This is a genomic window from Kitasatospora paranensis, assembly GCF_039544005.1.
Taxonomy (GTDB): Bacteria; Actinomycetota; Actinomycetes; order Streptomycetales; family Streptomycetaceae; genus Kitasatospora; species Kitasatospora paranensis.
On sequence record NZ_BAABKV010000001.1, the window covers coordinates 5889360 to 5915705 of the forward strand.

General features: G+C 72.7%; 15 protein-coding genes and 2 pseudogenes. 8 read left to right on the top strand and 9 right to left on the bottom strand.

Going from position 1 to position 26346, the window contains the following annotated elements:
• Positions 1-90: 90 nt before the first annotated feature.
• Positions 91-1455: a ferredoxin reductase family protein gene (locus ABEB13_RS28050; protein WP_345707665.1), complete on the bottom strand. Its 1365-nt coding sequence runs from the start codon at positions 1453-1455 to the stop codon at positions 91-93.
• A gap of 233 nt (positions 1456-1688) precedes the next feature.
• On the opposite strand from ABEB13_RS28050, the gene ABEB13_RS28055 reads away from it, so the two are divergent.
• Positions 1689-2399, top strand: a complete 711-nt coding sequence (locus tag ABEB13_RS28055) for a response regulator transcription factor (RefSeq protein WP_345707666.1) — start codon at positions 1689-1691, stop codon at positions 2397-2399.
• A complete protein-coding gene (locus ABEB13_RS28060; RefSeq protein ID WP_345707667.1) occupies positions 2396-3904 on the top strand; it encodes a sensor histidine kinase in 1509 nt (502 codons plus the stop codon). Before ABEB13_RS28055 ends, ABEB13_RS28060 begins: the two co-directional genes overlap by 4 nt.
• A 97-nt stretch (positions 3905-4001) precedes the next feature.
• On the opposite strand, the gene pepN is transcribed toward ABEB13_RS28060, so the two are convergent.
• Complete coding sequence (pepN, locus tag ABEB13_RS28065) at positions 4002-6587, bottom strand: aminopeptidase N (protein WP_345707668.1); 2586 nt, start codon at positions 6585-6587, stop codon at positions 4002-4004.
• A 336-nt stretch (positions 6588-6923) separates the two neighbouring features.
• Between pepN and ABEB13_RS28070 the strand changes: the two genes are divergently transcribed.
• From ABEB13_RS28070 to ABEB13_RS28095, 6 genes are all read left to right on the top strand, one after another.
• Entirely contained in the window at positions 6924-8120 is a 1197-nt protein-coding gene (locus ABEB13_RS28070) for an ROK family transcriptional regulator (RefSeq protein WP_100892563.1), read from the top strand.
• A gap of 178 nt (positions 8121-8298) precedes the next feature.
• Positions 8299-9396, top strand: a complete 1098-nt coding sequence (locus ABEB13_RS28075; protein ID WP_345707669.1) for a sugar ABC transporter substrate-binding protein — start codon at positions 8299-8301, stop codon at positions 9394-9396.
• A gap of 171 nt (positions 9397-9567) precedes the next feature.
• On the top strand, positions 9568-10356 hold the full coding sequence (locus ABEB13_RS28080) for an ATP-binding cassette domain-containing protein (RefSeq protein ID WP_345707670.1): 789 nt from the start codon (positions 9568-9570) through the stop codon (positions 10354-10356).
• A 64-nt stretch (positions 10357-10420) separates the two neighbouring features.
• The gene (locus ABEB13_RS28085; RefSeq protein ID WP_345709852.1) at positions 10421-11626 is read left to right on the top strand and encodes a sugar ABC transporter permease; all 1206 of its coding nucleotides are present in this window, start codon (positions 10421-10423) and stop codon (positions 11624-11626) included.
• Positions 11627-11864: 238 nt separating this feature from the next.
• Positions 11865-13775, top strand: a complete 1911-nt coding sequence (dxs, locus tag ABEB13_RS28090) for a 1-deoxy-D-xylulose-5-phosphate synthase (RefSeq protein ID WP_345707671.1) — start codon at positions 11865-11867, stop codon at positions 13773-13775.
• A gap of 162 nt (positions 13776-13937) precedes the next feature.
• Positions 13938-15455: an ArnT family glycosyltransferase gene (locus ABEB13_RS28095; protein WP_345707672.1), complete on the top strand. Its 1518-nt coding sequence runs from the start codon at positions 13938-13940 to the stop codon at positions 15453-15455.
• Here ABEB13_RS28095 and ABEB13_RS28100 read toward each other — a convergent pair.
• The 7 genes and pseudogenes from ABEB13_RS28100 to ABEB13_RS28130 form a co-directional block, all read right to left on the bottom strand.
• Positions 15430-16500 carry a phage baseplate protein gene (locus tag ABEB13_RS28100; RefSeq protein ID WP_345707673.1) on the bottom strand — a complete coding sequence of 357 codons (1071 nt, stop codon included), beginning with the start codon at positions 16498-16500 and terminating at the stop codon, positions 15430-15432. The genes ABEB13_RS28095 and ABEB13_RS28100 overlap by 26 nt on opposite strands.
• A 93-nt stretch (positions 16501-16593) precedes the next feature.
• Positions 16594-18021 (bottom strand): SDR family NAD(P)-dependent oxidoreductase, encoded by a 1428-nt coding sequence (locus ABEB13_RS28105; protein WP_345707674.1) that lies wholly within the window; start codon positions 18019-18021, stop codon positions 16594-16596.
• A 162-nt stretch (positions 18022-18183) separates the two neighbouring features.
• Positions 18184-20280: a hypothetical protein gene (locus ABEB13_RS28110; protein WP_345707675.1), complete on the bottom strand. Its 2097-nt coding sequence runs from the start codon at positions 20278-20280 to the stop codon at positions 18184-18186.
• Positions 20281-20490: 210 nt separating this feature from the next.
• Entirely contained in the window at positions 20491-22617 is a 2127-nt protein-coding gene (locus ABEB13_RS28115) for a 3-hydroxyacyl-CoA dehydrogenase NAD-binding domain-containing protein (protein ID WP_345707676.1), read from the bottom strand.
• 2 nt (positions 22618-22619) lie between these two features.
• The gene (locus tag ABEB13_RS28120; RefSeq protein ID WP_100888197.1) at positions 22620-23837 is read right to left on the bottom strand and encodes a thiolase family protein; all 1218 of its coding nucleotides are present in this window, start codon (positions 23835-23837) and stop codon (positions 22620-22622) included.
• Positions 23838-24056: 219 nt separating this feature from the next.
• Positions 24057-25311, bottom strand: a pseudogene (locus tag ABEB13_RS28125) (HRDC domain-containing protein).
• A 178-nt stretch (positions 25312-25489) separates the two neighbouring features.
• Positions 25490-26214, bottom strand: a pseudogene (locus ABEB13_RS28130) (LuxR C-terminal-related transcriptional regulator).
• Positions 26215-26346: the final 132 nt, after the last annotated feature.

Genomic DNA, 26346 nt, shown 5'->3' on the forward strand with positions numbered 1-26346 from the left:
TGCTGTCGTGCGGCTTCAGCGACAGCAGCAGGATCACCCCGGCCACGGTGGCGGTGCTGGTGACGACGGCTCGGCGCATGGCGGGGCTCCTCAGAAGGCGAACGACTCGCGGTGGATACGGTCGGGCCGCACACCGGCGGCCCGGAGCGCCCGGACGGCCTCCTCGGCCATCGGCTCGGGGCCGCACAGGTAGACCTCGTGCGCGGGGAGGTCGGGGACGAGCCGGCGCAGCGCCCGGCCGAGGTCGCCGACCTGGGAACGGGAGCCGGTCAGCGCGTGCACCCGGCCGCCGCGCCGCGCGGCGACGGCCGCCAGCTCGGCGGTGAAGAGCAGGTCCTCGGGCCGGCGGGCCCGCTGCACCAGGGTCAGCTCCCCGGGCAGCGTCTCGAACAGGGCGCGCAGCGGGGTGATCCCCACGCCCGCCCCCAGCAGCAGCACCTTGCGCTGCCGGTGCAGCCGCCCGGTGAACGCCCCGTACGGGCCCTCGGCGCGCACCCGGGTGCCCGGCCGCAGCCCGGCCACGGCGGCGCTGTGCGCCCCCAGGTCCTTCACCGTGAAGCGCAGGAAATTAGGGTGCGGCGGCGCCGACAGCGAGTACGGGTTGGCCGCCCAGCGCAGCCCCGGCGCCTGGAACTGCAGCCGGAAGAACTGGCCGGGCTCGGCCCGCAGCTCGGTCAGGCGGCGGCCGGTCAGGAACACCGACACCACACCCGGCCCCTCGGACCGGACCTCTGCCACCCGCAGCCGGTGCCGCCGGTCCCGCAGCCACGGCACGGCCAGCCGGTACCAGCCCAGCACCGCCGCGGTGCCCAGGTACAGCGCGTACCAGGCGAGCCTGGCCGGCCCGTCGCCGAGATCGGCCCCGGTGGCCAGCTGGTGGCCGAAGGCGAGCGCCACCGCGAGGTAGGTCGCCAGGTGCAGGTAGTACCAGACCTCGTACGACATCCGGCGGCGGGCCGCCCGGGCCGAGACCGCGCCGGTTCCGAGCATCACCAGGGTGCCCAGCGACGCCTTGATCATCTCGGGGTAGTGGAACACGATGTCCACGCCCTCGGCGAGCGGCCCGCGGCCGTCGGTCAGGGCGTAGCCCCAGACGATCGTCAGCACGTGCACGGTGACCAGCGAGACCAGGTACCGGCCGCCGAAGGCGTGCCAGCGGGCCATCCGGTCCGCGCCGACCTCGCGCTCCAGCACCGGGATCCGGGCCATCAGCAGCAGCAGGACGGGCGCGGCGTACCCGGCCAGCAGACCGGTGATCCGGCCCGCGCCGGTCAGCCAGCCGGCCGCCCCGGTGACCGAGCCGGTGCCCTGCCACCAGACGACGAGGACGCCCAGCGCGCCCAGCGCGATCGCGGCGAGCGCGGCGGCCGGTACGGTGGCGACCGGGAAGCGGCGCGGCGGGCGGTGCGCCCGCCGGGTGCTCCCGGCAGTGCGCGGCGGTGCGACGGCGGTCATGGCGGACCTCCTTCCGGTCTCGGGCGGCCCGGTGCCGCCGAGGAGCCCAACCCTGGCATCGCAACCTCTCAGTTGCCTCTGAGCCCGGGCCTCTGAGGAAATCCTGAGAGCAGGCGTTCCAGCAGGTCGGAGCGGTGATGCCGGGGCCGTGCCGGGCCGGCGGATCTCACCGCTTTCTCATCGCAGGCGGCCAGAATGAGCGGAGCCGCCCAGACCAGAGACCAGGGAGCAGCATGGACCGCAGCGCGCAGCCGACCTGGCGGATCCTGGTGGTCGACGACGAGCCCGACCTCGTCGACGTCGTCTGCGGCGGCCTCGGCTACGAGGGGTGGCAGACCCGCGGCGCCACCACCGGCCGGGAGGCCGTCGAGATCGCGGCCGCTTGGCGGCCGCACGCCGTGGTCCTCGACATGATGCTGCCCGACCTCGACGGCATGGAGGTGCTCCGGCTCATCCACCGGGAGCGCCCGGAGGTCCGGGTGCTCTTCCTGACCGCCCGCGACACCGTCGAGGACCGGATCGCCGGCATCGCCGCCGGCGGCGACGACTACGTCACCAAGCCGTTCAGCCTGGCCGAGGTCGCCGTCCGGCTCCGCGGGCTGCTGCGCCGCGCCGAGCCGCCGGCCGCGGGCGGCCCGCCGGAGCACGCCCTCGTCCTCGGCGACCTGGTGCTCGACGAGCAGGCCCGCGAGGTCACCCGCGGCGGCACCCCGGTCGAGCTCAGCCCCACCGAGTACGCGCTGCTCACCCACCTGATGCAGCACCCCCGGCAGGTGCTGAGCAAGGCGCAGCTGCTGGAGGCCGTCTGGTCGTACGACTTCGGCGGGCAGGCGCACGTGGTCGAGCTGTACATCAGCTACCTGCGCAAGAAGGTCGACGCGGGCCGGCCGGCGATGATCCACACGGTGCGCGGGGCCGGCTACCTGATCAAGGCGGCGGTGTGACCCGCCGCCCGGCGCCGTCGTCGCGCCCGCGGCGGACCGTACGGGCCCTCGGGGCCCGGCTCGTGCCGCGGACCCTGCGGGCCCGGCTGGTCGCCGGCCTGCTCACCCTGCTGGTGCTCGCCTTCGGCGGCGTGGGGCTGGCCACCACCGGGGCGCTGCGGCACTTCCTGATGGACCGGCTCGACCAGCAGCTGGTGGACGCGGGCGGCCGGTACGCGGCGAGCCTGGAGCACGGCGCGGCCGTCGGCAGCGCCGACACCCGGGCGCAGGCGCCGGGGACCTTCGGTGCCCGGCTGCTGGCCGGCCGGGTCACCGCCGCGGGCGTCGTCGACGGGGACGCCGACGACGAGTCCGCGCCCAACAACGACGACGTGGTGACCCTCACCGCCACCGAGCAGCGCCTGCTCGCCGCCCTCCCGGTCGACGGTGCGGCCCGCAGCGCCCCGGTCGCCGCGCTGGGCGGCTACCGGCTGCGCGCGTTCTCCGGCCACGACGGCGACGTGCTGGTGACCGGCCTGCCGCTGCAACCCGTGGACGACACCACCGGACGGCTGGTCAGCCTGGAACTCACGGTGTTCGCGGTGGCGCTGGTCGCCGTCGGGGTGGCGGGCACGCTGTGGGTGCGCTGGTCGCTGCGGCCGCTGGACCGGGTGGTGGCCACCGCCGAACGGGTCGCCGCGATGCCGCTGGACACCGGCGCCGTGGCGCTGTCGGAGCGTGTCCCCGACGACGATCCGCGCACCGAGGTCGGCCGGGTCGGCGCCGCACTGAACGGCATGCTCGGGCACGTCGGATCCGCGCTGACCAGCCGTCACGAGGTCGAGGAGCGGCTGCGGTCCTTCGCCGCGGACGCCAGCCACGAACTGCGGACGCCGGTGGCGACCGTCCGGGGCCATGCCGAGCTGGCCCTGCGTCACCCCGGCCCGGTGCCGGAGCCGGTGCACCACTCGCTGGAGCGGATCGAGGCCGAGGCCCGGCGGATGGGCGCGATCGTGGAGGACCTGCTGCTGCTGGCCCGGCTGGACGCCGGCCGCCCGCTCGCCGCCGGCGAGGTGGACCTGACCCGGCTCGCCCTGGACGGCGCCGCGGACGCCCGTGCGGCCGGACCGGACCACCACTGGCGGCTGGAACTGCCCGCGGAGCCCGTGCTCGTCCGGGGCGACGCCGACCGGCTGAGCCAGGTGGTGGCCAATCTGCTCGCCAACGCCCGGGCGCACACCCCGTCCGGCACCGCGGTGACGCTGGGGCTGGCGGCCGTCGACGGCGTGGTGCGGCTGACGGTGGCGGACACCGGCCCGGGGATCCCGCCCGACCTGGCGGAGCGGGTGTTCGAGCGCTTCGTGCGCGGCGACCGGGCACGGTCGCGTGCGACCGGTTCGACCGGCCTCGGGCTGGCGATCGTCCGGGCGGTCGCGGAGGCGCACGGCGGTTCGGTCGCGGTGGCGAGCGGCGCCGGCGGGACGGTCTTCACCGTCCGGCTCCCGCAGCCGCGGGCCGGCGCCTGATCCGCTGCCGCGGGCCGGCGCCTGATCCGCTGCCCCGGACGGCGCCGGCCGCCCGGAGCGCGGTGGCTCCGGGCGGCCGGCGGGCCCTGCTGCCGGGTCAGTTCCGGCCGGTGGCGGCGCGGTCGGCGGCCTGGGCCTTCAGCGCCCGCTCGATGCCGGCTCTGGCCTCGACCACCTGACGGCGCAGCGCCGGGGCCGGGTCGGCCGAGGCCAGCCAGGCGTCGGTGGCGTCCACCGTGGCCTGCTCGACCTGGTAGGCCGGGTACAGGCCGACGATGATCTGCTGCGAGATCTCGTGGCTGCGGGTCTCCCAGACCTCCTTGACGGCGGCGAAGTACTTCGCCGCGTACGGCGCCAGCAGCTCGCGCTGGTCCGCCTGCTGGAAGCCGCCGATGACGGCCTCCTGCACGTAGTTGGTCAGGGTGTCGGACTCGACCACCGAGGCCCAGGCCTCGGCCTTGGCCCGGGCGTTCGGCCGGGCGGCCCGGCAGCTGGCGGCGTGCTCCTGGCCGGAGGACGTGTTGTCGCGGGCGAGTTCGGCCTCGATGGCCTTGTCGTCCGCACGGCCGGTGGCGACCAGGCGGGCCAGCAGCGTCCAGCGCAGATCGGTGTCGACGGCCAGGCCCTCGACGGTGCGGGTGCCGTCCAGCAGGTCGGCGAGCAGCGCGAGCTGGCCGTCGGTGCGGGCGGCGGCGGCCAGCGTGCGGGCCCAGGCCAGCTGGTGGTCGCTGCCGGGGGCGGCGGCGAGCAGCTGCTGCTCGGCGGCGGCGGCCCAGCGCTGCAGGCCCTCCTCGCGCCACGCCGGGTCGGCGTACATCTCCAGCGCGAGCTTGACCTGGCGCTGCACCGACTGGACGACGCCGATGTCGCTCTCCCGGGTGAGGCCGGAGAGGGCGAGGGCGAGGTAGTCGCGGGTGGCGAGTTCGCCGTCGCGGGTCATGTCCCAGGCCGAGGCCCAGCACAGCGCGCGCGGCAGCGAGTCGGCGAAGTCGCCGAGGTGCTCGGTGACGACGGCCAGCGACTCCTCGTCGAGGCGGACCTTGGCGTACGAGAGGTCGTCGTCGTTGAGCAGCAGGACGGCGGGGCGCTGCCGGCCGACCAGCTCGGGGACGTCGGTGCGCGGGCCGTCCACGTCCAGTTCGATCCGGTCGGTGCGCACCAGCGAGCCGTCGACCAGCTCGTAGAGGCCGATCGCGATCCGGTGCGGGCGCAGCACGGCCTCGCCGCGGGCGCCGGCCGGCAGCGCCGGGGCGCTCTGCAGGACGCTGAAGGACGCGATCGCGCCGTCCGCGTCGAGGGTGAGCTCGGGGCGCAGCAGGTTGATGCCGGCCGTCTCCAGCCAGGCCTTCGACCAGGTCTTCAGGTCGCGGCCGCTGGCCTCCTCCAGGGCGCCGAGCAGGTCGGCGAGGGTGGTGTTGCCCCAGGCGTGGCGCTTGAAGTAGGCCTGCACGCCCTGGAAGAAGGCGTCCTGGCCGACGTAGGCGACCAGCTGCTTGAGCACCGAGGCGCCCTTGGCGTAGGTGATGCCGTCGAAGTTGACCTGGACGTCCTCCAGGTCGTTGATCTCCGCCATGATCGGGTGGGTGGACGGCAGCTGGTCCTGCCGGTACGCCCAGGTCTTCATCTGGTTGGCGAAGGTCGTCCAGGAGTGCGGCCACTTCGAGCCGGGCGCCTCGGCCTGGCAGACGGCCTCGGCGAAGGTCGCGAACGACTCGTTCAGCCAGAGGTCGTTCCACCACTCCATGGTCACCAGGTCGCCGAACCACATGTGGGCGAGCTCGTGCAGGATCGTCGCGGCGCGCATCTCGTACGCGGCGTCGGTGACCTTGGAGCGGAAGACGTACTGGTCGCGGAGGGTGACCGCACCGGCGTTCTCCATCGCGCCGGCGTTGAACTCCGGGACGAAGAGCTGGTCGTACTTGGCGAAGGGGTAGGCGAAGTCGAACTTCTCCTGGAAGTACGCGAAGCCCTGCTTGGTGACGTCGAAGATCGCCTCGGCGTCCAGGAACTCCCGCAGCGAGGGGCGGCAGTACACGCCGAGCGGCACCCGCTGGGAGCCGTCGGCGTACTCGTCGAAGACGCCCACGTACGGGCCGGCGACCAGCGCGGTGATGTACGAGGACATCCGCGGGGTGGGGGCGAAGCGCCAGGTGCGGGTGTCGCCCTCGCCGGCCGGCTCCGGGGTGGGGGAGTTGGAGACCACGACCCAGCCGGTCGGAGCGGTGACGGTGAAGGCGAAGGAGGCCTTCAGGTCGGGCTGCTCGAAGCTGGCGAAGACCCGGCGGGCGTCCGGGACCTCGAACTGGGTGTAGAGGTAGGTCTCGCCGTCGACCGGGTCGACGAAGCGGTGCAGGCCCTCGCCGGTGTTGGTGTAGGCGCAGTCGGCCACCACGCGCAGCTCGTTCTCGGCCTGCACGCCGGGCAGCGAGATCCGGCTGTCGGCGAAGTGCGCGGCCGGGTCGAGCGACTCGCCGTTGAGGACGACCTCGGTGACGGCGGGGGCCACCAGGTCGATGAAGGTCTCGGCGCCCGGGGTGGTGGCGGTGAAGCGGACCACGGTGGTGGACCGGAACGTGCCGCCCTCGCGGGCCGAGCTCAGGTCGAGCTCGATGTCGTACGACTCCACATGCAGGAGCGCGGCCCGGGTACGGGCCTCCTCACGGGTCAAGTTGGTGCCAGGCACTCGCAGGACTCCTTCGTCAGGCTTTGATACCCGGCATCCTCCCACGAGCCTCCCCCGCGCGGACCTGGGAAGTCCTGGTCACCGGGCGCCGGAGGCGCCGGGCTACGACACTCGACGTAGGAGGGCGGAAGAGGTTTCGCAACGATCCGTCTTCGCCCTTGACTCTGTATGGCTGGGCTGGCTGAGCTTAGAGTTCAGAAGTTGAAGATGAACGCCCGGTTGAGGCACCGACACCGCAGGGTGACGGGTCCGGCCGGCACAACGAGCTCCGCCGCAACGGCGCGGCAGGGGCGGGGACGGTCGGGTCCCCGTGCCCTGGGAGGGTGAATCATGTCGATGGACACGCCGGGATCGCAGTCCTCACTGCACCGGGCGAACCTCGAACGGGTGCTGCGGGCCGTGCGGATGGCCGGCTCGCTCACCCAGGCCGAGATCGCCAGGTCGACCGGGCTGTCGGCGGCGACGGTGTCCAACATCGTCCGCGAGCTGAAGGAGAGCGGCACCGTCGTGGTCGCCGACACCTCCTCCGGCGGCAGACGGGCCCGCAGCGTCTCCCTGAGCGGGGACGCCGGGATCGTCGTGGGCGTCGACTTCGGCCACACGCACCTGAGGGTCGCGGTGGGCAACCTCGCCCACCGGGTGCTCGCCGAGGAGAGCGAGCCCATCGACACGGACGTGTCGGCGCAGCAGGGCTTCGACCGGGCCGAGGCCCTGGTGGAGCGTCTGCTGTCGCAGGCGGGCTTCCGCTCGGACAAGGTGATCGGGGTGGGCCTCGGCGTACCGGGGCCGATCGACGTGGAGACCGGCGCGCTCGGCTCCACCGCGATCCTGCCCGGCTGGACGGGCATCCACCCGGGCCAGGAGCTTGCGCAGCGCCTGGGCATGCAGGTCTACGTCGACAACGACGCCAACCTCGGCGCGCTGGGCGAGCTGGTCTGGGGCGCCGGGCGGGGGCTGAGCGACCTGGCCTACATCAAGGTGGCCAGCGGCGTCGGCTCCGGTCTGGTCATCAACGGCCAGATCTACCGGGGCCCGGGCGGCACCGCGGGCGAGATCGGGCACATCACGCTGGACGAGGCCGGACCGGTCTGCCGCTGCGGCAACCGGGGCTGCCTGGAGACCTTCGTGGGCTCCCGCTACCTGCTCAACCTCTTGAACGCTAACCACCCGGGGGAGCTCACCCTCTCCAAGGTCGTGCAGCTCGCCCAGCAGGGCGACCTGGGCTGCCGGCGGGTGATCGCGGACGCGGGCCGCCAGATCGGCAGCGGGGTGGCCACCCTGTGCAACCTGCTCAACCCGCGTCGGGTGATCCTCGGCGGCGAGCTCGCCGAGGCCGGTGAGCTGGTGCTTTCCCCGATCCGGGACTCGGTGGCGCGGTACGCCATCCCCAGTGCGGCCCGCCAGCTCTCGGTGGTGCCGGGCACGCTGGGCGGCCGTGCGGAGGTGCTCGGCGCACTGGCCCTGGTGATGAGCGAGATGGGCGAATCGGGGGCCATCCGGCAGACCGGTCTGGCCACGGCGGCACCCGCCTGAGCAGGGCCGGAGACGGGGGCCGAGGTCGTTTGATCTCGGCTTCGCCTTCAGGAAGATAACGAAAGGGTTCGGATCCAGGCAGTCGCGGTTTTACTTATTGACGACAAGCGGGCGGGCCGGATTGACTCCATCCAACCTCGCCGCAACGTTGCGGCTCTGTCAGGGAGGCACCCCCACCATGAACGCAATGATGCGTCGCGCTGTCATCGGTACCGCTGCTGTCTCGATGGCCCTCTCGATGGCCGCCTGTGGCAAGGCCGGCAGCGACAACAAGTCTTCCGACGCGAAGGGCGGCGACACCAAGTCGATCGGCCTTCTCCTCCCGGAGAACGCGTCCTCCACGCGCTACGAGTCCTTCGACAAGCCGTTCATCGAGGCCAAGGTCAAGGAGCTGTGCAGCGACTGCAACGTCAAGTACAGCAACGCCGAGGGCTCGGCCGCCAAGCAGAAGCAGCAGTTCGACACCCTGATCGCCCAGGGCGTCAAGGTCATCATCCTCGACGCGTTCGACGCGGCCTCCACCCAGTCCTGGGTGAAGGAAGCGGCCGACAAGGGCGTCAAGGTCATCGCGTACGACCGCCTCGCCACCGGCCCGGTCTCCGCGTACGTCTCCTTCGACAACGAGAAGGTCGGCGAGCTCCAGGGCCAGGCCCTGGTCGACGCCCTCGGCGCCAAGGCCGCCGACGCCAACATCGTCATGATCAACGGTGACGACGCGGACCCGAACGCCGGCAAGTTCAAGGCCGGTGCGCACAAGATCCTCGACGGCAAGGTCAAGAAGGTCGTCTACGAGCAGTCCGGCGAGTGGAAGCCGACCGTGGCCGGCCAGAAGATCGGCGCCGCGATCACCCAGCTCGGCAAGGACGGCTTCCAGGCCGTCTACTCCGCCAACGACGGCATGGCCGCCGCGATCATCACCCAGCTGAAGTCCGCCGGCATCAAGGTGCCGGTCGGCGGCCAGGACGCGGGTCTCGACGCCATCCAGCGCCTCATCAGCGGCGACCAGACCTACACCATCTACAAGGCGTACAAGCCGCTGGCCGACTCGGCCGCCGAGCTCGCCGTCGACCTGCTGCAGAGCAAGGACATCAAGTCCGTCGCCTCCTCCAGCATCGACAGCGACACCGACAAGAACATCCCGGCCAAGCTGCTGGACCCGAAGGTCGTCACCGTGACCAACATCAAGGACACCGTGATCGCCGACGGCCTGTACAAGGTCGCCGACATCTGCACCGGCGACTACGCCGCCGCCTGCAAGACCGCGGGCCTGCAGTAAGACCCCCAAGGGCGGCCGTACCCCGGTGCACCGGGGTACGGCCGCCCCTCGGCGCCGCGTCACCCTCCCGCCGCGCCGTCAAAATCCTTTCTCGCACTACCCTTCCGTGCCCCCGCCGGCGCACGGCAGGCCGTGGCATGCCCTGGACGAGGGCGTCGCGGAATGAAGGAGATGGTTCACGTGACAGGCGCACCCGTACTGGCGTTGCGCGGTGTCTCCAAGCGCTTCGGTGCCGTGCAGGCACTCACCGACGTGCATCTGGAGGTCCACGCCGGCGAGGTCGTCGCCCTGGTGGGCGACAACGGAGCGGGCAAGTCGACGCTGGTGAAGACCATCGCGGGCGTCCACCCCATCGACGAGGGCGCGATCGAGTGGGAGGGCAGCAAGGTCGCGATCAACCGGCCGCACGACGCCCAGGCCCTCGGCGTCGCCACCGTCTACCAGGACCTCGCGCTCTGCGACAACCTCGACGTGGTCGGCAACCTCTTCCTCGGCCGCGAGCTGCGCCGCTTCGGCGCGCTCGACGAGGTCGCGATGGAGAAGCGCGCCAAGGAGCTGCTCGACACCCTGTCGATCCGCATCCCGAGCGTCCGCATCCCGATCGCCGCCCTCTCCGGCGGTCAGCGCCAGGTCGTCGCGATCGCCCGCGCCCTGGTCGGCGACCCGAAGATCGTCATCCTGGACGAGCCCACCGCGGCCCTCGGCGTCGAGCAGACCGCCCAGGTCCTCGACCTCGTCGAGCGCCTGCGCGAGCGCGGCCTCGGCGTCATCCTGATCAGCCACAACATGGCCGACGTCAAGGCTGTCGCGGACACCGTGGCGGTCCTCCGCCTGGGCCGCAACAACGGCGTCTTCGAGGTGGCCAGCACCTCGCACGAGGAGATCATCTCCGCCATCACCGGCGCCACCGAGAACGCCGTGACCCGGCGTCAGGCACGCATCGCGGAGGAAGCGAAGTGACCGAGCAGACCACCACCGACACCACGGCGGCCGAGGCCCCCTCGCCCCCGCGGTCGACCCCCGCCTGCTCGTCCGTGAGGCCGGTTTCGCCGGTTACCTCGCGGAGTTCAAGCGGAAGATGAAGAGCGGCGACCTGGGTTCCGTCCCGGTCGTGCTCGGCCTGATCCTGATCGGCATCATCTTCCAGAGCGTCACCGGCGACTTCCTCAACGCCGACAACGTCACCAACATCACCAAGTGGATCGCCGGCCCGGGCCTCATCGCCGTCGGCATCGTCTTCGTGCTGCTGCTCGGCGAGATCGACCTGTCGCTCGGCTCGGTCGCGGGCGTGTCCGCCGCGATAGCCGCCGTCCTCTCGGTGCGCTCCGGCGTCAACGAGTGGCTGGCCTGCCTGATCGCGATCGCCGCCGCGGTCGCCATCGGCGCCCTGCACGGCTTCTTCTTCGCCAAGATCGGCGTCCCGGCCTTCGTGGTCACCCTGGCCGGCCTGCTCGCCTGGAGCGGCCTGCAGATGTCCGTGCTCGGCGACAAGGGCACCGTCAACGTCCTGAACGACGGTGTGCTCGCCAACCTCGACACCTACTTCCTGGGTGACGGCGACGTCGCCTTCACCTGGGCGTTCGCCGTCCTCGGCATCGCACTCTTCGGCGCCGGCCAGTTCCTGGACGCCAAGCGTCGCGGCGACGCCGGCCTGCCGGCCCGCCCGATGAGCGAGATCGCCCTGCGCACCGGCGTGCTCGCCGTCATCGGCCTGGTCGCCGCTTACATGCTGAACCAGGACCGCGGCCTGCCGCTGCCCCTGGTGATCTTCCTCTCGGTCGTCGTCATCACCGACTTCGTGCTCCGCCGCACCTCCTACGGCCGGCAGATCTTCGCGGTCGGCGGCAGCGTCGAGGCGGCCCGCCGCGCCGGCATCAACGTCGCCTGGGTGCGGATCTCGGTCTTCATGATCTCGGCCGGCATGGCGGCCCTCGGCGGCCTGTTCATCGCCTCCCAGCAGGGCTCCGCCGACAAGCTGCTCGGCAGCGGCAACGTCCTGATGAACTCCATCGCGGCGGCCGTCATCGGCGGCACCAGCCTCTTCGGCGGCCGCGGCAAGACCTGGTCCGCCCTGCTGGGCATCCTGGTCATCCAGTCGATCATCACCGGCCTCGACCTGGTGCACGTCAACCAGGCCATCCAGTACATGATCACCGGCGCGGTGCTGCTCGGCGCCGTCGTGCTCGACTCCGTCTCCCGCCGGACCCAGAAGTCCTCCGGCCGCGGCTGACGACACGCCCGACCCCGATGTGAGGCTCGGCACCCGAACCGAAAGGGTGCCGGGCCTCGTCGTGTCCTGGGTGGGGCGTCCCCGATGTGGCCCATGCGCCGCACGGTGTCCGGCAGTCGGACATTAGACTCGACCAGCCGGGGTACTCCGACAACCGATGTCGAGGGCGCCCGGCACCACGGGCGCCGAAGCCCGGCGGGCCTGCCCTGGCCCGGGAACTGTGAACGAGGAGGAACGGGTGGCCCTGCTGACCCGCATTAGGGGACCGCGTGATCTCGACCGGCTCACCCCGGCGCAGCTGGCCGACCTGGCCGAGGAGATCCGCGGCTTCCTGGTCGAAGAGGTCTCGAAGACGGGCGGCCACCTCGGCCCCAACCTCGGCGTGGTCGAGCTCACCCTCGCCCTGCACCGCGTCTTCGACTCCCCGCGCGACCGGATCCTCTTCGACACCGGCCACCAGAGCTACGTCCACAAGCTGCTCACCGGCCGCCAGGACTTCAGCCGCCTGAAGATGAAGGGCGGCCTGTCCGGCTACCCCTCGCGCGCCGAGTCCGAGCACGACGTGATCGAGAACTCGCACGCCTCCACCGTGCTCGGCTACGCCGACGGCCTGGCCAAGGCCAACAAGATCCAGGGCCACCGGGACCGCCCGGTCGTCGCCGTGATCGGCGACGGCGCGCTCACCGGCGGCATGGCCTGGGAGGCGCTCAACAACATCGCCGACGCCCGGGACCTGCCGGTCGTCATCGTCGTCAACGACAACGAGCGCTCCTACTCCCCGACCATCGGCGGCCTCGCCAACCACCTCTCCACCCTGCGCACCACCCAGGGCTACGAGCGGTTCCTGTCGTGGGGCAAGGACGCCCTGCAGCGCACCCCCGTCGTCGGCCAGTCGCTCTTCGACACCCTGCACGGCGCCAAGAAGGGCCTCAAGGACTTCATCGCCCCGCAGGGCATGTTCGAGGACCTCGGCCTCAAGTACATCGGCCCGATCGACGGCCACGACCTGGTGGCGCTGGAGTCCGCGCTCACCAAGGCCCGCGGCTTCGGCGGCCCGGTGATCGTGCACTGCATCACCGAGAAGGGCCGCGGCTACCACGCCGCGGAGAACAACGAAGAGGACCGCTTCCACGCCGTCGGCGTCATCCACCCGGACACCGGCCTGCCGGTGAAGACCTCCGGCAAGGACTGGACGTCCGTCTTCGGCGAGGAGATGGTGGCGCTCGGCCGCGAGCGCAAGGACATCGTGGCGATCACCGCCGCGATGCTGCACCCGGTCGGCCTCGCCCCGTTCGCCAAGGCCTTCCCGGAGCGCACCTTCGACGTCGGCATCGCCGAGCAGCACGCCGCGGTCTCCGCCGCCGGCCTGGCCACCAACGGCCTGCACCCGGTCGTCGCGGTCTACGCGACCTTCCTCAACCGGGCCTACGACCAGGTCCTGATGGACGTCGCCCTGCACCGCCTCGGCGTCACCTTCGTCCTCGACCGGGCCGGCGTCACCGGCACCGACGGCGCCTCCCACAACGGCATGTGGGACATGTCGATCCTGCAGACCGTCCCCGGCCTGCGGCTCGCCGCCCCGCGCGACGCCGACCAGGTCCGCGCCCAGCTGCGCGAGGCCGTCGAGGTCCACGACGCGCCCACCGTCGTCCGCTACTCCAAGGGCAGTGTCGGCCCGGCCGTCCCGGCCCTCGGCCGGATCGGCGGCATGGACGTGCTGCGCGAGAACACCTCGCACGAGCACGGCGACCGCCGCGCCGACGTCCTCATCGTCTCGGTCGGCGCGATGGCACCGCTCTGCCTGGAGGCCGCCGACCTGCTCGGCGCCCAGGGCATCACCTCCACCGTCGTCGACCCGCGCTGGGTCAAGCCGGTCGACAAGGCCCTGCCCGGCCTCGCTGCCGAGCACCGGGTGGTCGTCACCGTCGAGGACAACGGCCGCGCCGGCGGCGTCGGCTCCGCGATCGCCCAGGCGCTGCGCGACGCCGACGTGGACCTGCCGCTGCGCGACTTCGGCATCCCGCAGGAGTTCCTGGACCACGCCAAGCGCGAGGAGATCCTCGCCGAGATCGGGCTCACCGCCCCGGACGTCGCCCGCCAGGTGACCGCCCTGGTGGCCCGCCTCGACGCCCAGCCCGTCCAGGCCTGACCGTCCGCACGGGGCCCGGGTGCGCGCACGCACCCGGGCCTCGCGCACGCCGCCCACCCGACCGAACCCGGTGCCGCCCGCACCGGCGCGAACCGGCCGATCGTCGTACGGATACCGGTACCAGCGGTGCCGCTGTGACGACCGCCAGGTAGGTTGTCACCCGTGCCCACCCCGACCAGCAGCCCGCAGGCCGCTCCGACCGCCCGCCTCGCGGCGCGGATCCGGACGGGCTACTGGAGCAGGCTGGTGCCGGTGCTGGCGCTGCTGGCCGCCCTCACCCACCTCCCGTCCTTCCTGCGGCCGGTCTGGAGCCCCGACGAGGGCTACCTGGCCACCCAGGCCCGGATGCTCGCCGACGGCGGCGTCCTGTACGACACCGTGGTCGACCGCAAGCCGCCGCTGCTGCCCTGGCTCTACCAGGCCTGCTTCGCCCTGTTCGGCTCCGGCTCGCTCTGGCCGCTGCGCACCCTGGCGATCGGCGCCCACCTGCTCACCGCCGTGCTGCTCGCCTCGATCGCCCGCGGCCGCTGGGGGAACCGGGCGGGCGGCGCCGCCGGGGCGCTCTACCTGCTGGTCTCCATCGGCCTGTCGCCGGAGGACACCCAGGCCGCCACCTTCGAGGTGTTCATGCTGCCGGCGATGGTGGCCGCCTTCCGGTACGCCGAGCGGCGCCGCTGGCTGGCCGCGGGCATCGCGGTGGCGGTCTGCTCGCTGACCAAGCAGACCGGCGGCGCGGTGCTGCTGCCGGTGCTGTGGATGCTGTTCCAGGACGCCCGCCGGCGCGGCGTGCGCTGGCCCCCGGTGCTCGGCGCCATCGGCCTCGGCTTCGCGCTGCCGATAGCGCTGGTCGCGCTGATCCTCACCAAGCCGAAGGGCTTCCTGTTCTGGGTGGTCACCGGCAGCGGCGACTACGCCTCGCTGGGCGGCGCCTGGCTGCAGATGGCCGGCCGGGCGCTCGGCAACTCGGCGATCCTGCTCGCGGCCGGCCTCGGCTTCGTCGTGCCGCTGGCCCGCCGGATGTGGCTGCACCGGCGGCGGGTGTTCGTCCCGACCGCGGGGGAGGAGCACGGCTCCACCACCGATCTGTGGGTGTGGCTGCTGTCCTCGCTGGTCGCGGTCAGCGTCGGCTTCCACTTCTTCGGCCACTACTACCTGCAGCTGATGCCGCCGCTGGTGCTGCTCGGGGTGGGCGCCGTCTCCACCTCGGCGGTGCGCTGGCGGCCGGTGCTCACCTACTCGGCGGTCGCCTGCACGGTGTTCTGGTCGCTCGCGGTGTTCTGGCCCGGCCAGAAGCTCACCCAGACCACCGAGGTGGCCACCGCGGTCGCCGCGCAGACCACCCCGAAGGACACCGTGCTCGTCTGGGGCATGCATCCGGAGCTGTACTGGCTGGCCGACCGCCGTCCGGCCAGCCGCTACCTGACGGCCGGGTTCCTGACCAACTACAGCGGCGGCAAGGACAGCCAGAAGGTCGGCGAGCAGTACAGCGTCAGTGACGCCTGGCAGACCTTCGACCAGGAGCTGGCCACCAAGGGCCTCCCGGAGATCGTCGTGGACGACTCCGGCACCGCCCCGTACCAGCCGGTGCTCGTCCCCCGGATCGAGAGCCTGCTGGACACCCACTACGAGGTCGTGGGCGTCACCGGCGACACGGTCATCTACCGGCTGAAGAAGCACTGACCCCGACCAGGGCGCGCTTCTCGTAGGCGGTGAACGTCCACGGCCGGCCCTGGCCGCCGCCGAAGCCCAGACAGAGCGCGGGCCCCTGCGGATCCACCGCGATGCCCTCCGGCTCACGCCAGTCCAGCGTCCAGGCCGCCTCCGTGCGCACCCGGTCGAGCACCCGGCCGCTGCGCAGGTCGACGGTGGACACCGAGGCGTTGCCGTGGCTGTCCTTCGGGTTGCCGCCGGCGTCGGGGTCGTCCTCCGCGTCGGGGGTGTAGGCGGTGCCCAGCAGCCGGTAGAGGAAGTCGCCCATGACGGCGAAGCCCTGGAAGACGTCCTCGTCCCCGTCGCCCAGGTCGGTCTCCGCGATGTCGGCCAGCGGACGGTCGAAGGCGCCGAGCCCGGCGTCCGCCAGGTCGAAGACGCGGTAGTGGGCCTGCCCCGCGCGGCGGTGCCGGACGGCGAGGCGGCCCGTCGTCGGGTCGATCGCCGGCTGGTTGGACGTCGACCCGGGGACGGGCCGGTGCACGGTCACCGTCCCGGTGTCGGCGGCGGAGAGGACGGCGCCGGGGGTGAACCGCGTCCTGGCCAGCGCCCGGCCGTAGCCGGAGGCGGGGTTCACGTCCGCCTCCGTCCAGACGAAGACGTCCCCGCCGACCGGCTCCACCCCGAGGCCGACGCCGTGGCCGAAGCCCTTGAGCCGCATGAACGCCAGCCGGTTCCCCGCCAGGTCGAGCTTGTTGACGCAGAGGTCGCCGTGGTGCCCCTCGGCGGTCGCCACGGGCTGCGCGTCGCCGGGCAGCCGCACCCCGGCCTCCACAGCCTGGGTGACGTACAGGTGCCCGTTGACCCGGTCGAACGCGAACGACTGCGCGAGGGTGCCGTACCAGAGCGGCTTCTCGCGCAGCCGCTTGACCGCCCCGGCACTCAGGTCGAAGCGCGGGCCCGTCCCCCGAGGGGCCGGCGGCGCCTGGGCGCACCCGGCGGCGGTCAGCAGGGCGGCGCCGCCGAGCAGGAAGCCCCGCCGCCCGAGTGGGGCCGGGCGGCCCGGTGCGGTCATGCTCTCCTCCTGCGGATGCGGATCACGGCTGTCCGCAGTGGGTGACTGCGCCGGACCGCCGGTGGTTCCCCGACCTGCGGATTTCCCCCGCGCTCAGACGCCGGCCGCGGCCGGCACCCGCTGCTGGGCGGGCACCGACTCCCGCCGCACGTCGACGATCTGGCCGGTGATGTCCGACACCAGCACGTCGAGCGAGGCCCGAGCCACCGCCGAGCTGCTGAGCAGCGAGCCCTGCGGCTCGTCGCCGAAGGCCTGGACGCGCATCGGCGTCAGGGTGCGCTCCGGGTTGATGCAGTTGATCCGCACGCCGTCCGCCGACCACTCGTCGCCCAGCGCCTGAGTGAGGTTGACCACCGCGGCCTTGGCCGAGGAGTACAGGCTGTAGTCGGCCCGGCCGCGGGTGTACGAGCTGGAGGTGAAGAGCAGCAGCTGACCGCCGGTGCGCGCCAGGTACGGGTGGGCGGCCCGGGCGATCGACGCCGGGGCGATGAAGTTCACCCGCAGCGCCTCGTCCACCTCGGTGGGGGACAGCTCGGCCAGCCGGCCGATCCGCAGCACGCCCGCGGTGTTGACCACGAAGTCGATGCGCCCGCTCTCCGCGTACGCCCGCTCCAGCGCGGCCTGCACGCTCGCCGGGTCGGCCACGTCCGTCCCGGTCGTGCTCCGGCTGAAGCTGAACACCCGCGCGCCGTGCTCCTCGGCCAGGGCCGCGATGTCGGCGCCGATGCCGTACGACCCGCCGAGGACGACCATGGTGCGGCCGGCCAGGTGGTCGCGGTAGTCCTCGGGGTGGATCGGCTCGGCGAGCGTGCTGGTGGCGAGCTGGAACAGCTTGTCGGCAATGTGGATGTCGATCGGCTGGGTGACCTTCATGTTGCGCTCCTCGCCGGCCACCACGTGGATCGGGGTGTCGGGCAGGTAGCGCAGCACGACCGAGCAGTCGTCCGTGGCGGCGAAGTGCGGGTCCGTCGCGGCCAGCTCGTAGGCCCGGCGGATGGTGGACAGCCAGAAGGCCTGCGGGGTCTGGCCGCGGCGGAGCCTGGCGCGGTCCGGCACCTCGGTGATGATCTCGTGCTCGCCGGTGGCCATGCCGCTGGTGGTGGTCACCACGATGGTGTCCGAGGACGGGATGGCGACGTCGACCGCGCGGTAGGTGTCGAGCGCCTCCACGCAGTCCTGGATGATCCGGTGCGAGACCAGCGGGCGCACCGCGTCGTGGAACAGCACCTTGCAGTCGCGCCCGTCCGCCAGCTCGGCCACCACGCCGATCGCCCGCTCGGTGGTGGCGTTGCGGGTCTCCCCGCCGGCGACCACCCGGACGGTGCGGCGCAGCCCGGCCGCGGCCACGACCTGTTCGGCCTCGGCGACGAAGCCGGGGTGCATCATCAGCACGACCTCGTCGATGCCGGCCGCGTCGTCGAACACGGCCAGCGTGTGCTCCAGGATCGTCTTGCCGGCGATCTTGATCAGCTGCTTGGGGATCGACAGGCCGATCCGCTGGCCGGAGCCGCCGGCGAGCACGACGGCGACGGTGAGGGGGCGGCGGGGGCACGGCGCATGGCAGGGAGTCCTTGTCTTGCGGGGCGGCGCGTGGGGGGAGCACGGGCGAGAAGAACGGGAGAGGGCACGCCGGTGGCGGGTGACCACCGGGCGGGGGCGCCGGAAACCGGAAAGGGGCGGGTATCACATGCCCTGGGTGACGAGCGGGAGGTGCTCGGCCCCGTCCGGGGCCGCGGGCGGCTCCGCCTTCCCGGCGGCGCGGGCGATCCCCAGCCGGGAGGCCTCGGCGAACCGCTCGGCGGAGGCCTGGCTGCCCGGGCCGAGCAGGTACTCGCGCAGGTCGAGCCGGTGCGGGCGCAGGACGTCCATCTCCGGCCGGGTCAGCATCCTGACGAGTTTCGGCATCCCGGTGGCGCCGGAGTCGAGGATGTAGGCGGCCCGGGCGGCGGTGTTCTGGGCCCGGAACTCCTCGACGCCGAGCTCGGCGGTGTCGGTCAGCACGTACGGCTTGAGGGTGCAGATGAAGTCGGAGACCACGCTGGAGATGTCGCTGATCAGCAGGTCGGCCTGGTCGAAGCAGTCGTAGAGGTGCGGGCCGCCGGCCTCGACCACCAGGTGCTCCCAGGCGCCCCGGGCCTGCCAGTAGACCCGCACGTGAGCGGCCCTGGCCTCGGCCAGCCGGGCGCTCAGCCGGCCGTCGGGGTGCCCGCTGTCCCGGGAGAGCTGGGCGTCGTCCAGCTCCTCGTCGGCCAGTTCGCTCTGGATCCGGGTGATCTCCTCGGTGAGGCGCTGCTCCTCGGCCCGGGCGTGGGCGCGGGCGGCGGCGTCGGCGGCGGCCGCCTCCCGCCAGCGGTCCTGGCCGGCGCGGGTCTCGTTGGCGCGGGCGATCATCCGGAGGATCCGCTCGTGCACGCCGCGGGCCTTGGGGTCGCGGATGCCGGTGAACGGGTGCGGCTTGTAGACGACCCGGACGGGCTCGTCGCCCGCCAGCAGCCGGCGGACGATGTTCTCGCCGGCCAGCAGCAGCGAGGTGTTGCCCGGGTCGTCCGTCCAGCCCTCCCAGGTGGGTGCGTAGAGCACGGTCGGGATCGGCCCGGTGGTGACGGCCGGGCGGGTGGTGAGCGCGTCGAGCTGCGGCCGGCCGACCTCGACGATCTCGTCGTCGCGGACGCCGACGTCGGCGAGGGCGTAGCGGTCGCGCCCGGCCCGCCCGGCCACCCACACCTCGTCGTAGACCTTGCTGAACGGGTTGACGCTGGCGAGCTTGTCGCTGTCGCCGTGGCCGATGAAGACGTGCGTGACCTTGGGGATCCGCAGGAAGTGGATGTTCTTCCCGACGTTGGCCGGGTAGAGCGCCAGGCGGACGGAGCCGAGCTCCATGTTCATCAGGTGGGTCGCCGACGGGACGCAGAGCACGGGGACGGTGGTCGGGTCGAGGCTGCGCACCAGGCCCCGCTCGCGCATCACCACCATCGGTCGGTGGCCCCGACGGGCCAGGTCGGCGAGCGACTCCAGCCACATGTTGCCCTGGTAGGCGGAGTCCTTGGAGCCGGTGAAGTAGAGGACGACGTCGGGCCGGTAGTCGCCCAGCCAGTGGTCGACGTGCGCGAGCACGGCCTCGCGGGAGGGGAACCGCAGCGCCCGGCGCAGCGAGGGCACCAGCTGGACGGTGGTCAGCAGGGCGGACAGCGCGGCGGCCAGCAGGCCGACCGGGATCCAGAAGCGGTCCTGGGTGGCCAGCGCCACCGCTGCGCCGACGAGGACGGTCAGTTCCTGGTGGAGCAGGCGCTGGCCCGGCTTGCGCAGCAGCCGCAGCGGCGGCGTGTTGCTGACGGGCAGCCCGTCCAGCGGGATGTTGCGGGTGACCACGGGCAGCGTCCGGTTGCGGCGGATGCCGGCGCTGACCGCCGAGTAGGCGGTCTGGAGGATCAGCAGGACGGGGACGAGCACGGCGGCCTGCAGGTAGGCCGCGTCGTCGGTCAGGCCCATGCGGGCCATCAGGACGAGGAGCAGGGCGGTGCGCAGCACGCTCCGCAGCGTCACGCCGGCCCGGAGCTGGCCGAGGCGACGCATCATCAGCGGTTCGTTGAGGTGCAGGTAGAGCTCGGCCAGGTAGCTGGCGATGCCGACCACGACGAAGAGGACGGGCTCGGGGCGCAGGGCGGTGAGCAGGAGCCCGGCGAGTGCGGCGGTCATCCCCAGGGCCACGGCGAGGCCGCGCAGCCTGGTGGCGTTGGCCCGGCGCTTGAGCTGGGTGGCCTGGGCAGCCCGGAAACGCACCGGCATGGTTGTGGAGGCCCTCGATCTCGATGGAAAGGGTGATCGAACGATGATCCTATGGGGTTAACGGAATGTTCTCTGTCAGTTCACTTTACGGTTCGATTACAACCTGATTGCCCGCGCCCCGGCGCTGCTCCCGGCCCGCGCCGGACCGGGGGCATGCGAACGCCCCGCCGGTGGACCGGCGGGGCGTTCGGCACTCACCATGCGTCAGACCGGCACAGAGGCCAGGCCCGGGGCGAGGAACCGCTTGCCGTTGACGCGCTCCGAGACACCCTCGCGGTCCAGGTACGGCGTGATGCCGCCCAGGTGGAAGGGCCAGCCGGCGCCGGTGATCATGCACAGGTCGATGTCCTGCGCCTCGCCGACGACGCCCTCGTCCAGCATCAGGCCGATCTCCTGCGCGACGGCGGCCAGGGCGCGCTCGCGCACCTGCTCCTCCGTCAGCACGGTGTCGCCGAAGGACAGCAGGGCGAGGACCTCCGGGTCCAGCACCTGCTGGCCGTCCTGCCAGACGTAGAAGCCGCGCTTGCCGGCCTTGACCAGCTTGCCCAGGTTCTCGGAGACGGTGTAGCGCTCCGGGAAGGCCGCGGCCAGGGTCTCCGACACGTGCAGGGCGATGGCCGGGCCGACCAGCTCCAGCAGCACGATCGGGGACATCGGCAGGCCGAGCGGCAGCACGGCCTTCTCGATGGTCTCGATCGGGGTGCCCTCGTCGATGGCGCCCTGGATCGCGTCCATGAAGCGCAGCAGGATCCGGTTCACCACGAACGCCGGGGCGTCCTTGGTCAGGACGGCCGTCTTCTTCAGCTTCCGGGCGACACCGAAGGCGGTCGCCAGCGACGCGTCGTCGGTCTTCTCCGCGCGGACGATCTCCAGCAGCGGGAGGATCGCGACCGGGTTGAAGAAGTGGAAGCCGACGACCCGCTCCGGGTGCTCCAGCTTGGAGGCCATCTCGGTGACCGACAGCGAGGAGGTGTTGGTCGCCAGGATGGTGGTCGGCGAGACCACCGCCTCCAGCTCGGCGAAGACGTTCTGCTTGACGCCCATCTCCTCGAACACGGCCTCGATGACGAAGTCAGCGTCGCCGAAGGCGATGGCCTTGTCGATGTGGCCGGAGACCAGGCCCTTGAGGCGGTTGGCCTTGTCGCCATTGATCCGGCCCTTGGCGAGCAGCTTGTCGATCTCGCCGTGGACGTAGCCGACGCCCTTGTCGATGCGCTCCTGGTCGATGTCGGTCAGCACGACCGGCACCTCCAGGCGGCGGGCGAACAGCAGCGCCAGCTGCGAGGCCATCAGGCCCGCGCCGACCACGCCGACCTTGGAGACCGGGCGGGCCAGCGACTTGTCCGGCGCGCCGAACGGGCGCTTGGCCCGGCGCTGCACCAGGTTGAAGGCGTACAGGCCGCTGCGCAGCTCGCCGCTCATGATGAGGTCGGCCAGGGCCGCGTCCTCGGCGTCGAAGCCGGCCTGCAGGTCCTCGTCCTTGACCTGCGCGATGATGTCCAGCGCCTTGTAGGCGGCCGGCGCGGCGCCGTGCACCTTGGCGTCGGCGACCAGGCGGCCCCAGGCGACGGCGTCGTCCCAGGCCTTGCCGCGGTCGATCTCCTCGCGCTGGACGGCGATGTCGCCCTTCAGCACGGCGGCCGTCCAGTGCAGCGACTGCTCCAGGAAGTCGGCCGGCTCGAAGATCGCGTCCGCGATGCCGAGGTCGAACACCTCGGCGCCCTTGAGCTGCTTGTTCTGGCTCATCGAGTTCTCGACGATGACCTTGACGGCCTTCGCCGGGCCGATCAGGTTCGGCAGGATGGTGCAGCCGCCCCAGCCGGGGACGAGGCCCAGGAAGACCTCCGGCAGCGAGAACGCCGGGACGCCCGAGCTGACCGTGCGGTAGGTGCAGTGCAGGCCGACCTCGACGCCGCCGCCCATCGCCGCGCCGTTGTAGTAGGCGAAGGAGGGGACGGGCAGCGCGGCGATCCGCTTGAAGACGTCGTGGCCGCCCTTGCCGATGGCCAGCGCGTCGCTGTGCTCCTTGAGCACCTCGACACCCTTGAGGTCGGCGCCGACCGCGAAGATGAACGGCTTGCCGGTGATCGCCACGGCGGCGATCTTCCCCTCGGCGGCCTCGGCCTCGACCTGGTCCAGCGCCTCGGAGAGCTTTGCGAGCGAGCCCGGGCCGAAGGTGGTCGGCTTGGTGTGGTCGAAGCCGTTGTCCAGGGTGATCAGCGCCAGCCTGCCGGCCTGCTGCGGCAGGTCGAGGTGGCGTACGTGCGCGGTGGTGACGACCTCGCCGGGGAACAGCTCGGCCGCGCGCTTCAGCAGCTCAGTGGTGCTCATGCTCACTTACCACCCTCGAAGTGCGGGTTCTCCCAGATGACCGTGCCGCCCATGCCGAAGCCGATGCACATGGTGGTCAGGCCGTAGCGGACGTCGGGGCGCTGCTCGAAGCGGCGCGCCAGCTGCGTCATCAGGCGGACGCCGGTGGAGGCCAGCGGGTGGCCGTAGGCGATCGCGCCGCCGTACGGGTTGACGCGCTCGTCGTCGTCGGCGATGCCGTAGTGGTCGAGCAGCGAGAGCACCTGGACGGCGAACGCCTCGTTGATCTCGAAGGCGCCGATGTCGTCGATGGTCAGACCGGCCTTGGCCAGCGCCTTCTCGGTCGCCGGGACGGGGCCGATGCCCATGACCTCGGGCTCCACGCCGGCGAAGGCGTAGGAGACCAGGCGCATCTTGATCGGGAGGCCGAGCTCCTCGGCGACGTCCTCGGCGGCGAGCAGCGAGGCGGTGGCGCCGTCGTTGAGGCCGGCCGCGTTGCCCGCGGTGATGTTGCCGTGCGGGCGGAACGGGGTCTTGAGGTTCGCCAGCGACTCCATGGTGGTGCCCGGGCGCATCGGCTCGTCCGTGGTCGCCAGGCCCCAGCCGGTCTCGCCGACCTCGGGGTTGGTGTTGCGGATCGCGATCGGCACCAGGTCCGGCTGGATGTCGCCGTTGGCGTACGCCTTGGCGGCCTTCTCCTGCGAGCGCACCGCGTACGCGTCGCAGCGCTCCTTGGTGATGTGCGGCAGGCGGTCGTGCAGGTTCTCGGCGGTCATGCCCATGAACAGGGCGGACTCGTCGACGAGCTTCTCCGACACGAAGCGCGGGTTCGGGTCGACGCCCTCGCCCATCGGGTGGCGGCCCATGTGCTCGACGCCACCGGCCACGACGATGTCGTAGGCGCCGAAGGCGATGCCGCCCGCGGTGGTGGTGACGGCGGTCATCGCGCCGGCGCACATGCGGTCGATCGCGTAGCCCGGGACGGACTTCGGCAGGCCGGCGAGCAGGCCGGCGGTGCGGCCGATGGTCAGGCCCTGGTCGCCGATCTGGGTGGTGGCCGCGATGGCGACCTCGTCGATGCGCTCGACGGGCAGGTTCGGGTTGCGGCGCACCAGCTCACGGATGCACTTGACGACCAGGTCGTCCGCGCGGGTCTCGTGGTAGATGCCCTTCGGGCCGGCCTTGCCGAACGGGGTGCGGACGCCGTCGACAAAGACGACGTCCCTCGCGGTACGAGGCACGGGGGCTCTCCTCCCAGGGGACATGACGTTAGGCGCAGACCCCGGCCCACGGGTGGAGCGGCTCTGCTTCACGGCCATGCTACCCGCCGGTAACTACGTTGGACAGTGCCCACCACCCCCGGACCGGGTGTGTCCCGCACCACGTCCGGGGAACGCACCCGGAACCGCCGAGGGGCGCGGTCTCCCGCGCCCCTGCGTGTCGGTCGAGTGCCTCTAGGGCTAGGACTGGGACTCGGGCTCGGACTCGGATCCCTTGGTGAAGGCGGCGGCCACCACCGGGGCGACCAGGTCGGTCTGCCACTGCCGGGCGCCGAGTCTTCGCAGCACGGCCCCGACGTTCGCGGCGTCCGCCTGCACCGGCGGCTCCCAGGAGACCCGCCGGACGAGGTCCGGGGTGATCAGGTTCTCGGCGGGCAGGTTCTTCTCCTCGGCGAGGGCCGAGACCGCGGCGCGGGCCGCCGACAGCCGGGCGGCCGCCACCGGGTCCTTCTCGGCCCAGGCGCGCGGCGGCGGCGGGCCGTCGTGCGGGGCGGACGCCGGCGGCAGCTGCGACTCGGGCAGTTCGCGCGCCCGCTGCACGGCCGCCAGCCACTGGTCGAGCTGCCGGCGGTTCACCCGCGGGCCGAAACCGGAGACGGCGACCAGCGCCGGGGCGTTCAGCGGCATCGCGAGCGCCGCGTTGACGATTGCCGCGTCGGGGAGCACCCGACCGGGTGACACGTCCCGCTCGCGGGCGATCCGGTCGCGGGTCTGCCACAGCTCGCGCACCGCGGCGAGCTGCCGGCGGCGGCGCACCTTGTGCAGCTGCGACGTGCGCCGCCACGGGTCGACGCGGGGGTGGGCAGCGGCGCGGCGGCGAGCGCCGCGAACTCCTCCAGCGCCCAGCCGAGCTTGCCCTGCCCCTCCAGCTCCTGCTCCAGGGCGTCGCGCAGCTCGACCAGCACCTCGACGTCCAGGGCGGCGTAGCGCAGCCAGGGCTCGGGCAACGGCCGGGTCGACCAGTCGACCGCGGAGTGCTCCTTGGCGAGCGAGAGGCCGAGCACGTTCTCGGTCATCGGGCCCAGGCCCACCCGGGGAAGCCCGCGAGCCGGCCGGCCAGCTCGGTGTCGAACAGCCGCTGCGGCCGCATGCCGACCTCGGCGAGGCAGGGCAGGTCCTGGGTGGCGGCGTGCACGACCCACTCGGTGTCCGCCAGGGCCGCGCCGAGCGCGCTCAGGTCGGGGCAGGCGATCGGGTCGATCAGCGCGGTGCCCGCGCCCGCGCGGCGCAGTTGGATGAGGTAGGCGCGCTGGCCGTAGCGGTACCCGGAGGCCCGCTCGGCGTCGACGGCGACCGGCCCGCTGCCTCCCGCGAACGCGGCGACCGTGGCGGCGAGCGCCTCCTCGTCGGCCACGACGGGTGGCAGCCCCTCCCGCGGTTCGAGGAGCGGGACCGGGGCTGTCTCTTCTGGGATGGCTGCTACGGCGTCGGTCACCCCCAAGGGTACGACGGCGTCCGCGGCCGGGAGTGTTGTCGGACTGGTCAGACCGGGGTCCGCCCGCGGGGCGCCCGCGAGCGGCCGGACTTCGCGGCCCCGTTCGGCCGGGCACGGGGCGGCGGCCCGGAGGAACGTTCCTCCGGGCCGCCGGTACCGCTCCGCGCCGGCGCGCGGGTCAGTGGATGATCCCCGTACGCAGTGCGACGGCGACCATGCCCGCCCGGTCGCCGGTGCCCAGCTTGCGGGCGATCCGGGCCAGGTGGCTCTTGACGGTCAGCGCGGACAGGCCCATGGCCACGCCGATCGCCTTGTTCGACTGGCCCTCCGCCACCAGCCGCAGCACCTCGACCTCACGGCCCGACAGCTCCCGGTACGCGGTCGGCTGCGCACCCGGTGCCCCGGGGGCGCCGGGCGCGCCGGGGGCACCGACCGCGCCGGTGGCGCCGGGAACGCCCGGCATGCCGGGGCGACGCATCCGGCCGGCCAGGTGGGCCGCGCCGAGCGGCATGCCGGGGCGGCCCGGCATCGCGAGGTTGGTGCGGGTGCCGGTGACCACGTAGCCCTTCACGCCGCCGGCCAGCGCGGAGCGGACCGCGCCGATGTCGTCGGCGGCGGAGAGGGCCAGGCCGTTGGGCCAGCCCGCGGCGCGGGTCTCGGCCAGGATCGTCAGCCCGGAACCGTCGGGCAGGTGGACGTCCGCGATGCAGATGTCGCGGGGGTGGCGACCCGCGGGCGGGCCTCGGCGATCGAGGAGACCTCGATGACGTCGCGGACACCCAGGGCCCAGAGGTGCCGGGTGACGGTGTTTCGGACGCGCGGGTCCGCGATGACCACCATGGCGGTGGGCTTCGTCGGACGGTAGGCGACCACGTTTGCGGGGTGCTCAAGAAGGACCGACACCAGGCCTCCTGCGGGGAGTGGCGGACGGAACCCCGATGGGGGCGGTCGGAGTGTTCCGCGTTCGGAAAGGGTCACTGACACCTTCGGCATCATCCGTGCCCGGCTTTAGCGAATGATCACGATCTAGTGAGT

Coding starts and splice junctions, on each gene's coding strand:
- ABEB13_RS28050 (WP_345707665.1), bottom strand. CDS start 1,455: ATGACCGCCGTCGCACCGCCGCGCACTGCCGGGAGCACCCGGCGGGCG.
- ABEB13_RS28055 (WP_345707666.1), top strand. CDS start 1,689: ATGGACCGCAGCGCGCAGCCGACCTGGCGGATCCTGGTGGTCGACGAC.
- ABEB13_RS28070 (WP_100892563.1), top strand. CDS start 6,924: ATGGACACGCCGGGATCGCAGTCCTCACTGCACCGGGCGAACCTCGAA.
- ABEB13_RS28075 (WP_345707669.1), top strand. CDS start 8,299: ATGAACGCAATGATGCGTCGCGCTGTCATCGGTACCGCTGCTGTCTCG.
- ABEB13_RS28080 (WP_345707670.1), top strand. CDS start 9,568: ATGGTTCACGTGACAGGCGCACCCGTACTGGCGTTGCGCGGTGTCTCC.
- ABEB13_RS28100 (WP_345707673.1), bottom strand. CDS start 16,500: ATGACCGCACCGGGCCGCCCGGCCCCACTCGGGCGGCGGGGCTTCCTG.
- ABEB13_RS28115 (WP_345707676.1), bottom strand. CDS start 22,617: ATGAGCACCACTGAGCTGCTGAAGCGCGCGGCCGAGCTGTTCCCCGGC.